Origin of the sequence: Azospirillum sp. TSH100 (assembly GCF_004923295.1) — a bacterium.
Taxonomy (GTDB): Bacteria; Pseudomonadota; Alphaproteobacteria; order Azospirillales; family Azospirillaceae; genus Azospirillum.
In genome coordinates, this window is the sequence record NZ_CP039634.1 from 1774997 (window position 1) to 1787847 (window position 12851).

13 protein-coding genes are annotated in these 12851 nt (G+C 65.7%); 5 read left to right on the forward strand and 8 right to left on the reverse strand.

Annotation, left to right across the window (positions count from 1 at the left end; translation table 11 throughout):
* Nucleotides 1-38: 38 nt before the first annotated feature.
* The 3 genes from E6C72_RS08460 to E6C72_RS08470 form a co-directional block, all read right to left on the reverse strand.
* A complete protein-coding gene (locus E6C72_RS08460) occupies nucleotides 39-1382 on the reverse strand; it encodes a bifunctional 2-polyprenyl-6-hydroxyphenol methylase/3-demethylubiquinol 3-O-methyltransferase UbiG (protein WP_136700703.1) in 1344 nt (447 codons plus the stop codon).
* Between the two features lie 122 nt (nucleotides 1383-1504).
* Complete coding sequence (locus tag E6C72_RS08465; protein ID WP_109442420.1) at nucleotides 1505-2473, reverse strand: DnaJ C-terminal domain-containing protein; 969 nt, start codon at nucleotides 2471-2473, stop codon at nucleotides 1505-1507.
* Nucleotides 2474-2524: 51 nt separating this feature from the next.
* Nucleotides 2525-2998, reverse strand: a complete 474-nt coding sequence (locus tag E6C72_RS08470) for an RT0821/Lpp0805 family surface protein (protein WP_109442421.1) — start codon at nucleotides 2996-2998, stop codon at nucleotides 2525-2527.
* A 187-nt stretch (nucleotides 2999-3185) separates the two neighbouring features.
* Between E6C72_RS08470 and pdxH the strand changes: the two genes are divergently transcribed.
* The 5 genes from pdxH to E6C72_RS08495 all read left to right on the forward strand — a co-directional run bounded on the left by pdxH (nucleotide 3186) and on the right by E6C72_RS08495 (nucleotide 8681).
* The gene (gene pdxH / locus E6C72_RS08475) at nucleotides 3186-3794 is read left to right on the forward strand and encodes a pyridoxamine 5'-phosphate oxidase (RefSeq protein WP_109442422.1); all 609 of its coding nucleotides are present in this window, start codon (nucleotides 3186-3188) and stop codon (nucleotides 3792-3794) included.
* Nucleotides 3795-3908: 114 nt separating this feature from the next.
* Nucleotides 3909-4832 (forward strand): cation diffusion facilitator family transporter, encoded by a 924-nt coding sequence (locus E6C72_RS08480; RefSeq protein WP_109442423.1) that lies wholly within the window; start codon nucleotides 3909-3911, stop codon nucleotides 4830-4832.
* A 239-nt stretch (nucleotides 4833-5071) separates the two neighbouring features.
* Nucleotides 5072-6475, forward strand: a complete 1404-nt coding sequence (locus E6C72_RS08485) for a methyl-accepting chemotaxis protein (RefSeq protein WP_247875868.1) — start codon at nucleotides 5072-5074, stop codon at nucleotides 6473-6475.
* A 90-nt stretch (nucleotides 6476-6565) separates the two neighbouring features.
* Nucleotides 6566-7678 carry a hydrogenase formation protein HypD gene (gene hypD, locus E6C72_RS08490; protein WP_109442425.1) on the forward strand — a complete coding sequence of 371 codons (1113 nt, stop codon included), beginning with the start codon at nucleotides 6566-6568 and terminating at the stop codon, nucleotides 7676-7678.
* A 181-nt stretch (nucleotides 7679-7859) separates the two neighbouring features.
* Nucleotides 7860-8681 (forward strand): universal stress protein, encoded by an 822-nt coding sequence (locus E6C72_RS08495; RefSeq protein WP_109442426.1) that lies wholly within the window; start codon nucleotides 7860-7862, stop codon nucleotides 8679-8681.
* A 58-nt stretch (nucleotides 8682-8739) separates the two neighbouring features.
* On the opposite strand, the gene E6C72_RS08500 is transcribed toward E6C72_RS08495, so the two are convergent.
* The 5 genes from E6C72_RS08500 to E6C72_RS08520 form a co-directional block, all read right to left on the reverse strand.
* Nucleotides 8740-10425: a methyl-accepting chemotaxis protein gene (locus tag E6C72_RS08500; protein WP_136700704.1), complete on the reverse strand. Its 1686-nt coding sequence runs from the start codon at nucleotides 10423-10425 to the stop codon at nucleotides 8740-8742.
* A 354-nt stretch (nucleotides 10426-10779) separates the two neighbouring features.
* Nucleotides 10780-11247 carry a GNAT family N-acetyltransferase gene (locus E6C72_RS08505; protein ID WP_109086440.1) on the reverse strand — a complete coding sequence of 156 codons (468 nt, stop codon included), beginning with the start codon at nucleotides 11245-11247 and terminating at the stop codon, nucleotides 10780-10782.
* Between the two features lie 7 nt (nucleotides 11248-11254).
* A complete protein-coding gene (locus E6C72_RS08510) occupies nucleotides 11255-11665 on the reverse strand; it encodes a hypothetical protein (RefSeq protein WP_109086441.1) in 411 nt (136 codons plus the stop codon).
* Between the two features lie 81 nt (nucleotides 11666-11746).
* Complete coding sequence (locus E6C72_RS08515) at nucleotides 11747-12166, reverse strand: hypothetical protein (RefSeq protein ID WP_109086442.1); 420 nt, start codon at nucleotides 12164-12166, stop codon at nucleotides 11747-11749.
* A 126-nt stretch (nucleotides 12167-12292) separates the two neighbouring features.
* Nucleotides 12293-12805 (reverse strand): ferritin-like domain-containing protein, encoded by a 513-nt coding sequence (locus E6C72_RS08520; RefSeq protein WP_109086443.1) that lies wholly within the window; start codon nucleotides 12803-12805, stop codon nucleotides 12293-12295.
* Nucleotides 12806-12851 lie beyond the last annotated feature (46 nt).

The following is a 12851-nucleotide window of genomic DNA, read 5'->3' on the forward strand; positions in this document are numbered from 1 at the left end:
TGGAACCATGACCTCCGCGTCGATCAGGCCCGTTGGTGTCAGAGTTTGCGGAAATGAGGCAATGTGCAGGTCCATGTGTCGGAGCCCCTGATCTTCACGCGGGCTTCGACGTTCCGGCATTCATGGTCGAGCGTGAAGTGCTTCTCCACCAGAAGGAGGGCATCCCGTCCGGTGGAATAGGACTGCTCCGCAAGGATGATGTCGTTGCCATGGTTGCACACGACGTCGAACAGGGCGCACGAGTCGGGTGCGGCCTGCTCCTGACCGTCCGAGCGCTCCAGCAGCAGCGACACGCTGTAGCGCCCGGGATCCAGGGTCATATAAGGGCCGAAGCACAGGTAACCGCCGTCGCTTTGCGGAACGCAGGTGCGTATCGCCGGGCGTCCGCACAGCTCGGACGTCTGGCCGATCTGGCTGTGGTAGCGTTCGACGGGCTTCGACTCGCTGCCGGCTTTCCTGACTTCGACATGGCCGAGCGCTTGGGCGCGCTCGCGGATGGCTGCCAGCCGGTTCCGATCGGCGGACGCGACGGCAAGTTCCCCGCCGCCATGCCCGCCGCTGAAGAACAGGAGTTCCATCGAGTTCCGCTCGAAGCAATCCCGGATGAACCTGTGGGACCATCCGGATTCGAACCAGCCATACTTCCGTGCGACATAAACGGATTCATAATCCAGCCTGATTCCCCAGTGCCGCCACCAGGCGGTCTGGGTCGGCTCTCCCGTGAAGCCGATGATCCCGCCGTCAACGATCGTCTCGGACAGGGCACCGATCAATTCCCATGGCCTCAGGCAGTGGTGAAAGGATTGGAAGAAATACGCCGCATCATAGGTCTTCCTGGGCAGGCTTGCGGCGTCGTCGAAATTCATCGTGCTTCTGTTGATGGAATTTCCAAATCTCTGGCTTCTCAGCCTGCTGAGTTCCGAAAGGGCCGGATCGATGTCGACCGCGTGCACCTGTGCGCCGCAGAAAGAAAACACTTCGGAGCTGAGCCCATGGCCCGCCCCCATGTCGAGGATGTTCGGAGCAACTCCCAGTCCGGAAACCGACATCAACGCGGTCAGGGCGCGAACCATTTCGGACGCATGCGAGACATTGAAAATCCCCAGGGGATTCGGCGCATGGAGCAGCGCTTGTATATTGACCGGATGAAGCTCTCCGTCCGACTGGTTCAGCGGCCGGCCTGAAACTTCCTCGTAAACTGCGAGCTGTTGTTTGAAGTACTCCTCCGAAAACGGACAGAGGCTTTCATCGATCTCCGCTTTCAGAGAAATCCGGAAATCCCCGAACTCCTGAAGGAAATCCGGGGTCCCCATAACGCCGCCATATTTGTTATCAACCAAACGAACCCATTCATCCAGGTCGCTGCTCGGAATGATAGCCACCTGATCATCCTTTGGTTGTCTATTGCGTCGAGCCAGCCTCAGCCGGGGCCATCATACCCTCGCATGCGCATGAATTGCCGACCAGGATCCCCAGTGCCGACCGGCATCCGGGGCGCCGGTCCCTACTCCAGCCCGGCCTTCTTGCGGACGTCATAGCTGCGGGTCTTGGCCCATTGCTCGACGAACTTGACCAGTTCGGCGTCGGGCGGGTCGGGGAGGACGACCTTCAGCTTCACATACTGGTCGCCCGGCTGCTTCGTGGCCTGGTTCATCACGCCTTTGCCGCGCAGCCGCAGGACGGAGCCGGTGTTGGCGCCCGGCGGCACCTTCACCGCCACCTTGCCGCTGATCGTCGGCACATTGACGGTCGCACCCAGAACCGCCTCGTTCAGGGTGATCGGCACCTCGACATGGATGTCGCTGTCCTGCCGGGTGAAGAAGGGGTGGGATTCGACATGCACCTCGACGATGGCATCGCCGTTTGGCATGCCGCCCATGCCGGGCAGGCCCTGGCCCTTCAGCCGCAGCTTCGTCTCGTTCTCCGTCCCCGGCGGGATGGCGACGTCGATGCTCTTGCCGTTGGACAGGTTGATGCGCCGCTTGGACCCGTTGGCCGCCTCCACGAAGGGGACGGTGACGGAATAGGAGATGTCGCTGCCCCGCACCTTGGGCCCGGCGGAACCGCCACCGGCTCCGGTCCCCGCTCCCCCTCCGGCCCCGCCGGGGCGGCGCCGGCCGCCGCCGAACAGGTCGGAGAACCAGTCGTCGCCGCCGCCGAAGAAACTGTCGTCGGCGGTGCTGCTGTAGGCCCGGCCGCGGCTGCCGGCGGTCCGGCCGCGCGAGCCGAAGCCCGCGTGCCGTTCCTGCCCCGATGGGTCGATCTCGCCGCGGTCGTAGCGGGCGCGCTTCTCGGCATCCGACAGCAGCGTGTAGGCGGCCGAGATTTCCTTGAACCGCTCCTCGTTGGCGGCGTCGCCCGGTTTCAGGTCCGGGTGATGCTGCTTGGCGAGCTTGCGGTATGCCTTCTTGATGTCGTCGGCACTGGCGGACCGGCCGACGCCGAGAACGCTATAGGGATCGCGCGTAGCCACGGGCAGAGAGTTCCCGCCCCAACGGGGCCTTAAAGGTTGCGGGTCGGTTTGTTACGAGTTGCCGACGATCTTCCACGTACCATCGGCCTGTTTGCAAGCGGTTCCGTACGCCTGCTCCGTCCGGCCCTTGACGACGATGGTCTGCTGGAACTCGCGGCAATAGGTTCCGGAGTTGCTGTAGCCGTCGCGCGTGGTCACGATGGTGCCGGAATTGCCCGACTGCGGGTTGTTCCAGTTGATGCGATCACCGACCGGGGCGGCATAGGCCTGACGGGCCGCGGTCTCGGCATAGCCGGCGTCGGCCTTGTCGAGCGAGCTGCCGACCTCGCGGCCGATGAAGGCGCCCAGCAGCGTGCCGACGCCGGTCGCCACCAGCTTGCCCGTTCCGCCGCCGATCTGTGAACCGATCAGGCCGCCGGCGACCGCACCGCCGACCGTGCCGACCGTTTCCTTCTGACCGCCCGTCTGGCACCCGGCCAGCAGGCCCACGACGATCACGGCCGGAACGACTTTCTTCACGAACATCCTTGCGCCTCGAAAAGGTTGGTTGCCGCGGCACCCAATCGGTGGCTTCGCGGTGGACAGTGATATAAGCGACCCTATGCTTGCTGTGAATTGTGATGAGGCTGTGACCCTTACGCTTTTGCACGGAAGCCCGTCCCCATGCCCGCCCCTCCGGCGGCCGGGGACCCATCGGAACAGGACCACAGGCATGACGGACAGCAACGACCGCGACCCATACGATCTCTTCGCCGACTGGATGAAGGAGGCGGAACAGAGCGAACCCAACGACCCCAACGCCATGGCGCTGGCCACCGCCGATGCCAACGGCATTCCGTCGGTGCGCATGGTGCTGTTGAAGGGGATCGATCCGCGCGGCTTCGTCTTCTACACCAACACCGAAAGCCGCAAGGGCACCCAACTGCTGGCGAATCGCAACGCCGCCCTGTGTTTTCACTGGAAGAGCCTGCGCCGTCAGGTGCGGGTGGAGGGGGCGGTTGAGATCGTCACCGACGCCGAGGCCGACGCCTATTTCGACAGCCGCCCGCGCGAAAGCCGGATCGGCGCCTGGGCATCCCTGCAATCGCGCCCGCTGGAAGGCCGGTGGGAGCTGGAGAAGCGGGTGGCGCAGTTCGCCGCCAGATACGCCATCGGCACCGTGCCGCGGCCGCCGCACTGGACCGGCTTCCGCGTGCTGCCGTCACGGATCGAGTTCTGGCGTGACCGCCCGTTCCGGCTGCACGACCGGCTGGTTTTCCAGCGGGTGGAGGGATCGGAGGGGACGCCGGCGGGTTGGACCACCGAGCATCTTTATCCGTAAATGGTGAGCGGCAACTGGGTGCCGGCCGTAAGCGACCTGTAAGGATCGGCCGCTACGGTCACGCGCCGGCCCGGGGCGGCCCTGGCATGACCAAGTGATTCGATCGGGGGGCCTGTGAGCGACATTGCGGAAAACGCGGCATCGGCGGACCGTCTGCGCCGCTATGCCACCTATGCCAGCGTGTCGGTGGCCTCCACCCTCATCGCGGCGAAGCTGGGTGCCTATCTGCTGACCGAATCGGTCAGCATCCTGTCGTCGCTGATCGATTCCTGTACCGATCTGATGGCCTCGGTGGTGACGCTGCTGGGGGTGCGACATGCCCTGCGCCCTGCCGACGCCAACCACCGCTTCGGCCACGGCAAGGCGGAAGCGCTGGCGGCTCTGGCCCAGGCGGCCTTCATCGGCGGTTCGGCGGTCCTGCTGAGTGTCGAGGCGGTGCGGCGGCTGGTCCGGCCGGAACCGATCACCGAGGGAACGATGGGCATCGCCGTGATGGTGCTGTCGATCCTGCTGACCGCTGGGCTGATCACCTTTCAGCGCCGGGTGCAGACCGCCACCGGCTCCGTCGCCATCGGGGCGGACCGGCTGCACTATTCCGGCGACCTGCTGATGAACGGGGCGGTCATCGTCGCCATCCTGCTGACCGAGGCGACCGGGCTGACCGTGGTCGATCCGCTCTTCGGCATCGGCATCGCGCTGTTCCTGCTGAACGGCGCCCGCGGGGTGGCGCGCGACGCGCTCGATGTGCTGATGGATCGCGAACTGGGCGGGGAGGAGCGTGGCCGGATCGCCGAGCTGGCGCTGGCCGAGCCCGGAGTGCGCGGCCTGCACGACCTGCGCACCCGGAACGCGGGCACCGGCTGCTTCATCGAGCTGCATCTGGAATTGGACGGCGGCCTGACCCTGACCGCCGCGCACGAGATCGCCGACCGTGTCGAAATTCGGCTGCGCGAGGCTTTCGCCAATGCCGAGGTGATGGTCCACCAGGAACCGGCCGGTCTGGCCGACGAGCGGCTGGACCATCGGATCGCTGGCTGACCTCAAGCGGAATGGGTGCGGCGGAGGGCTCCGTAATACGGATCCGCATTGTGGGATAACCCTCATATCGCGTCCAAACGGCATTGCTGCACAATCTGAGGGCGTGGCTTCTCCTAAAGGTTATCCGACCAAAGGACAGGGGTGCCGGGACCGACTCGGTCGCCCCGTTCGTTGCGAATCTGTATCAAAAGCGCAATAATAGTTCCTGGGAGTAAGCGCTCGGTAACAAAACAGCAAAAATGGTGGACATAATGGATGGCGGCTTTGGGCTTCGTCCGCATCTGATCGCGGACATCGCGGAAGAGGCAGGCAATCTCGGCATCGAGATCGCGGATATCGCCGGCCACATCGAGGATGTGAACGCCCGGGTCACCCACCAGTCGGAGGTGTTCACCCAACTGCGCGACACCGGCGCCAAGATGTCGCGCAGCACCGAGCGGATTTCGCACGCGTCGGCCATCGCACGCTCAGTCACCGAGCAGGCCCGGCAGGAGGTCGACAGCTCCCATGACCGGGTGCAGCAGTCGCTGTCCGACATCCACGCGCTGGTATCTTCGGTGACCGGGATCGAGGGGCAGATCGCCGGGCTGCGCGACGCGCTGGACCGCGTCGGCAAGGTCGCCAAGGAGATTTTCACCATCGCCAAGCAGACCAACCTGCTGGCGCTGAACGCCACCATCGAGGCGGCGCGGGCAGGGGAGGCCGGGCGCGGCTTCGCCGTGGTGGCGAACGAGGTGAAGTCGCTGTCGACCAAGACCAGCGAGGCGACGACGGAGATCGACGCGACGCTGAAGGTGCTGAACGAACAGGCCCAGCGCCTGATGACGGAGAGTGCCGCCAGTGCCGCCAAGGCCCGTGCGGTCAGCGAGGGCACCACAGCCATCGGCACGGTGATCGAGACGGTCGGCCGCGCCATGCGTGAGCTGAACGGCGAGACCGACAAGATCGATGCCGCCTCGGCCGAGATCGGCGGCAACTGCGGCGAGCTGGAGCGCGAAATCGCCGATCTGGCGGTGGGCGTGAAGCTGTCCAGCGAGAATTTGGCCCAGGCGCGCGACCGGGTGAACAGCCTGGTCGGCATGAGCGAGCGGCTGATCGGCGTCACCGCGGAGTTGAACATCGAGACGGTCGACACCCCCTTCATCGCCGCGGTCAAGGACGCCGCCGCCAAGGTGTCCGCTGCCTTCGAGGAGGCGCTGTCCCGCGGCGACATCAGCGAATCCGACCTGTTCGACCGCAATTACCAGCCGGTTGCCGGATCGGACCCGCAGCAGGTGATGACCCGCTACACCCAGCTGTGCGACCGCGTCCTGCCGGGCATCCAGGAACCGGTGCTGTCGGCCAACGGCCGCATCGTCTTCTGCGTGGCGGTGGACGAGAACGGCTATCTGCCCACCCACAACAGGCAGTTCAGCCAGCCCCAGGGCCGCGATCCGGTGTGGAACGCCGCCAACTGCCGCAACCGCCGCATCTTCAACGACCGTGTCGGCCTGGCCGCCGGCCGCAGCACCAAGCCCTTCCTGTTGCAGACCTACCGGCGTGACATGGGCGGCGGGAAATTCGCCCTGATGAAGGACGTCTCCGCCCCCGTCACCGTGCGGGGGCGCCATTGGGGCGGGCTGCGGCTGGCCTATAAGGTGTGAGCAGCCACCGGGTGCCGGCCTTCCCTCTTGATCCGTATCAACGCATAGGATCAGCCTTGCGGGTGAAATGGCGGGGCAGAGGGAGCGACCATGAAATATGTCGAAGAGTTCCGCGATCCGGTTCTTGCCCGCAACGTCGCCGCCGCCATCGCGCGGGAGGTGCGGGCTGACCGCTCCTATCACCTGATGGAGTTCTGCGGCGGCCACACCCATGCCATCTCCCGCTATGGCATCCCGGATCTGCTGCCCGACAATGTCCGGATGATCCATGGGCCGGGCTGCCCGGTCTGCGTCCTGCCGGTCGGGCGAATCGACGACGCCATCGCGCTCGCCCGCCGGCCGGAGGTGACGCTGTGCACCTACGGCGATGTGATGCGGGTGCCGGGGTCGGGACGGCTCAGCCTGCTGAAGGCCAAGGCGCAGGGCGCCGACGTCCGCATGGTGGTGTCGGCCGATGCCGCCGTGCGCATCGCCGTCGAGAATCCGGAGCGGCAGGTGGTGTTCTTCGCCATCGGTTTCGAGACGACGACCCCGCCCACGGCGCTGGCCGTCCGCGCCGCCGCCGCGCAGGGGCTGACCAACTTCTCCGTCTTCTGCAACCATGTGCTCACCCCGTCGGCCATCCAGGGCATCCTGGCGGGAGCGGATGAGGGGCTGTCGCTCGACGGCTTCGTCGGGCCGGCCCATGTCTCCGTCGTCATCGGGTCGGAGGCCTATGCCCCGGCCGCGGTCGAGCATGGCAAGCCCGTTGTGATCTCCGGCTTCGAGCCGCTCGACGTGCTGCAATCCATCCTGATGCTGGTCCGTCAGATCAACGACGGGCGGGCCGAGGTCGAGAACCAGTTCACCCGCGCCGTCACCGCCGAGGGCAACCGCAAGGCCCAGGCGCTGGTGCTGGAAATCTTCGAGACCCGGCCATCCTTCGAGTGGCGCGGGCTGGGCAGCATCCCGCACAGCGGGCTGAAGCTGCGCGACGCCTATGCCGCCTTCGATGCCGAGCGGCGGTTCCCCATCGCCGGCGCCAGCGTGCCCGACCACAAGGGCTGCGATTGCGGCGCCATCCTGCGTGGGGTGAAGCGACCGGTCGACTGCAAGCTGTTCGACACCGTCTGCACCCCGGAAAACCCGATGGGATCCTGCATGGTGTCGGCCGAGGGCGCCTGTGCCGCGCATTACACCTATGGACGTTTCCGCGACGCCTGACCGGTTCCGGGCGGTGGGTTTGTTCCCTTGCGACCTTTCACCGCAGGCTGGATGAACGCTGCTGGACGAACGCCGCCCGGTTAAACATGATGCATATGAAACAATCCGTTTGGCCTTCGATCGGCCGTGCGGAGAACGGCAGACGTCGCAAGACATCGCATTTCACACCGGGAGGGCCCGCATGACCTACAAGCATATCCTCGTCCATCTCGACAGCAGCCCGCATGTCGAGGCGCGGCTCGACGCCGCCATCGCGCTGGCCCAGCGCCATGGCGCCTTCCTGCGCGGCCTGTTCGCCCAGGGCGACCGCAACGCCACCAGCGTGATCGCCCGCCGGTCGAGCGAGCATCTGGGCGAAGCCGCTGCCCGCAGCGAGGCGCTGTTCAAGGAAAAGATCGCCGCTTCCGGGCTCCAGGGCCACTGGCACGGCCTGACGCACGGCGAATACAACCACGTCATCCGCGAGGTCATCATCTGGTCGCGTTTCGCCGACCTGACGGTGCTCGGCCAGTATGACCGCGAGGCCGGATCGCAGGCGGCGCCGGAGGAGCTGAACGAACAGGTGGTGCTGAATTCCGGCCGCCCGGTTCTGGTCATCCCCTATGCCGGCCGCTTCGCCACCATCGGCAAGCGCGTCGCCGTCGCCTGGAACGCCGAGCGCGAGGCCGCCCGTGCCCTGTCGGACGCCATGCCGATGCTGGAGAAGGCCGACGAGGTGACGGTCATCACCGTGCTGACCCAGGCTTCGTCCTCGTCTCCGGAGGCGCCGCGGGTCGGCGTGCTCGACCATCTCGCCTTCCATGGCGTGACGGCGGAGCAGACCCATTTCACCGTGACCGACATCGGCGCGATGGACGCCCTGCTGGCCCGCGCCATGGACACCGGCGCCGACCTGCTGGTGATGGGCGCCCACGGCCACTACGGCTTCCCGTTCCTGCACCGCGGCAGCGGGACGCGGCATGTCCTGCGCACCTGCCCGGTGCCGTTGCTGCTGTCGCATTGAACGGGGTGGGATAGGTTCGGGAGAGGGGGGCGTCGGCTTCGATGCCCCCTATTGTCGCTTACGCTGCCTTCACCCCGCTGAGGAAATTCTCCACCTCCCGGCGCAGGCGGGTGGATTCGGTGGTCAGATGGTCGGCGACGCTGCGGACCTCGCCCGCGGCGCGGCCGGTGTCGCCGGCGGCGCGGGTGACGCTGACGATGTTGCTGGTCACCTGCTGCGTGCCCTGCGCCGCTTCCTGGACGTTGCGGCTGATCTCCTGGGTCGCGGCGCTCTGCTGTTCCACTGCCGAGGCGATGGTGGCGGAGATCTGGCTGATCTCGGTGATGATCCGGCTGATCTCCTCGATGGCGGAAACCGCCTCGCGCGTCGCGCCCTGGATGGTGGCGATCTGGCCGGTGATGTCCTCGGTCGCCTTGGCGGTCTGGTTGGCCAGGCTCTTCACCTCGCTGGCGACGACGGCGAAGCCCTTGCCGGCCTCGCCGGCGCGCGCCGCCTCGATGGTGGCGTTCAGCGCCAGCAGGTTGGTCTGCGCCGCGATGTTGTTGATCAGGTCCACCACCTCGCCGATCTTCTGCGCGCCTTCGGCAAGGCCGGAAACCACGCCGTTGGCCCGGTTCGCGCCGCTGACCGCCTGTTCGGCGACGCGGGTCGACTGGCTGACCTGACGGCCGATCTCGGCGATGGAGGAGGACAGCTCCTCCGCTGCGGCGGCGACGGTCTGGACGTTGGCGGAGGCCTGTTCGGCGGCCGACGCCACCGTGGTGCTCTGACGGTTGGTCTCGTCGGCGGTGCCGGTCAGGGAGCCGGCAGACTGCTGCATCTGGGTCGCCGCACCCGACAGGCTCTGCACCACCGCGGTGACGTTGCCTTCAAAGGCGCGCATCAGCTCCTCCAGCCGGACGGCACGGCGAGCCTTGGCCTCCTCGTCGGCGCGCCGGGCGGCGGCGAGGCGGTCACCTTCGATGGCGTTGCGCTTGAAGACATCCACGGCGTCAGCCATGGCGCCGACCTCGTCCCGGCGACCGACGCCGGGCACCTCGACCGCACGGTCGCCGCCTGCCAGCCGCCCCATGGCGGCTGTCATGGCGACGATCGGCGTGGCGATGGAGCCGCGCAGCACCATCCCGGCGGCCGCGGCGACCAGCAGGGAAATGAGCGCGCCGACGATGGCGGTGACGTAGCCGGTGGAGAAGGCGGCCTTCTGTTCCGTGTCGCGCATGGCCAGCAGGGCATGTTCGGCATCATCGATCTCACGGACCAGCCTGCGGATGTTGTCCATCGACGCCTTGCCGAGCGCCTTGGCTTCCATCGCGCGGGCCTCCTCGCGCGTTTCCGCCTTCGCCATCAGGGCGATTTCCTTGTCCGCCACCGTCTGGCGCCAGGTGGCGGCATGCCTGCGCAGTTCCTCCAGCCGGGCCTGCTGCTGCGGATTGTCGGCAGTCAGCGACTTCACCTCTGCCAATGCACGGTCGAACGCCTGCGCACCCGAGCGGTAGGGTTCGAGGAAGGCGTCGTTCCCGCTGACCAGATAGCCGCGCAACCCGGTCTCCTGATCGACCATCGCCGCCATCGCCGCGTCGGTCGTCTGGATCATGCGATAGGTGTGGATCGTCCACCCGATGGAGGACTGGATCGAAGACAGGGTGGAATAATTGGCGATGCTGATTGCGCCGATGATGACGATCAATATCGCGAATGAAGTCAGCAGTTTTCCGCCGATGCGGAGATGGGTGAACCAGGACATTTTTTGCGCCTCGTATGACCGGATAGGCTTTTGATGAGCGCGAACGGTCGTCTCGCCTTCGGGAACTTCGTTCGATTGGGTAAGTGTCCAACCAAATCGAAGGCGAAGGCTGATACGTCGGACAATTCGACGTCGATCATCGAAAATTCGATGTATGACGGATGCATGGGTCTCTCACCCAGGCTTATACGCTTGGTTGGAGAACATATAATTTACAATTTAATATTTTATCGCTTGCTGCCCGCTGAAAGCAAAGCGGGAGAGGTTGGGCGCTTGGAGGCATTTTGACGCATCATGGCGTCAATGGCATGCAATTGAAGGTTTTGGCACGATTGCGGAAAGGTCGCCGCAAGATCAGCGCCGCAGCCGCATGTCGATGTGGGGAATGCCGAAATCATCATAGGGCTCGGTGTCGCGCACCAGCCCGAAGCCGCCATAGAAACGTTCCAGGTAAAGCTGCGCGCCGATGACCACATCGCGGTCTGGCCAGCGCTCCGCCAGCACCGCCAGCGACTCCGCCACCAGTGCCCGCCCCAGCCCGGTCGAGCGTTGCGACGGATCGACCGCCAGCCGGCCGAAGGAAACCGGCTCTTGCGGACCTTCGCCATCAGGTCCAAGGCAGCGGGCGCAGCCGATAACGGCGCCGCCGGCGTCCGACGCGATCAGGTGAAGCGCCCCAGGGTCGCGCCCGTCGATGTCGGGATAGGGGGAGGCCTGTTCCACCACGAACACCCGGCTGCGCAAGGCCAGCAGATCGTGCAGTTCGGTCAGGGTCAGGGCGTTGAACTGAACGCGGCGGATGGGAGGGGGGGATGTCGTCACCGGAGGCTCAGGCCATCGCGTTGCGGATCATGTAGTCGGCGATGTCCTTGGGCTTCACCTTGATTTCGGTCAGCGGCTCGTCGGCGGTCATCGCCTTGGCGACCAGCAGGCTGTTCTGAACATTGGTCAGAGTGATGCGGAACACGCCGGCGGCGCCCTTCAGGCGTGGGTAATAGGTGGGGTCGATCACCTTCTCGCGCCGGCGAAGCCGGGCCAGCGCGGTCCCTTCGTCCAGTTCCTCGACCGGCTTTGATTGCACGAGCTTCCAGTCGGATTCTCCGCCCCAGCCGGCGGTGATGGCGACTTTGGCCGCGGCCTCATCCTCCGCCACGCCCAGCTTGTAGATGTGTTTCCCCTGTCCGACGTCGGACGCCCATTTGGTCAGGGCGGCACTGCGCGCGACATAGACGAGGGCCATGACGACTCGATCCTTCCGGCGGAAGCATTGGGTTTGTTGCGGTGGGGTTTTACCGGACCGAAAGCTTATTGCAATGAAGACCTATTGCAACGAAGACTGCCGCGCGATCGGCGTGATGAGGATGCGGGTGACCACGTCCTTGCCGAACATGGCAATCACCGATTCATCGATGCGGCGGCGCAGGGCAGGGACGTTGGCGATGTTGCCGCGGACGATCCATCCCTCGTCCACCCCCTTGTAGATGGCGGTCAGGATGGCGTCATGCAGGCGGGGAATGCTGAGTTGGACCTCGCCCAGCTTCAGGGCGTCGCCGACTTCCAGGTTCACTTCGACCTGGGTATATTTCTCGATCCGGCCGGCATTGACCACCGGGACCATCAGCGGCTTGATCCGCACCGACGGCGGCAGGGCGCCTGCCGCACCCTCGTTGGCGGCAGCCGGCGGCGCCGACGGCAGCGTCAGAAGCAGGGCAAGGCAAAGGGCGGACAGAAATCCACGCATGGCAGGGCACCACAAAGGACCGGATGGCGGCGATGCTACCGGTCCGACGCGGCGCTTGCAACCGGGCCCGGCCCCTATTCGGGGCCGGAAGCGATTGGTCACGGCGGAGGTGGGTTGCGCAAGCGATCAGGCGGCCTTCTTGCCGCTGGCGGCCATCGCCTTCTTGTTGACGTCGCCGATCGCCAGCTTGTTGAGCAGGCTGTCGGTTTCCTTTTCCTCCTGCAGGGTCTCGTCCAGAAGCTGGGCGACCTTGTCGAGGCCGCAGGCGGTGGCATAGGCGTGCAGCGTGCCGTAACTGGCGATCTCGTAATGCTCGACCTTCTGGGCGGCGGCGATCAGGGCGGCGTCCTGCACCTCGGGCGCCAGACCCATTTCCAGTATTTCCTGGGCCTCGCTGATCAGCCCTTCCATCGCATCGCAATGCTTGCCACGCGGGCGGGTGTCCAGTTCCTCGAACACCTGCTGGAGCCGTTCGATCTGGCCGTTGGTCTGTTCCAGATGGGTTTCGAACGCCTGGCGCAACTGGTCGGAACTGACGGCCTTGGCCATCTTGGGCAGAGCCTTCGCGATCTGCTTCTCGGCGTGGTAAATGTCGCGAAGATCCTCGATCAGCAGATCCTGCATCGTCTTGGCGGCCATTGTGGTGGTCCTTCCTCGCTGTGGGTGTTGGCGGAGCGGGGCTCGC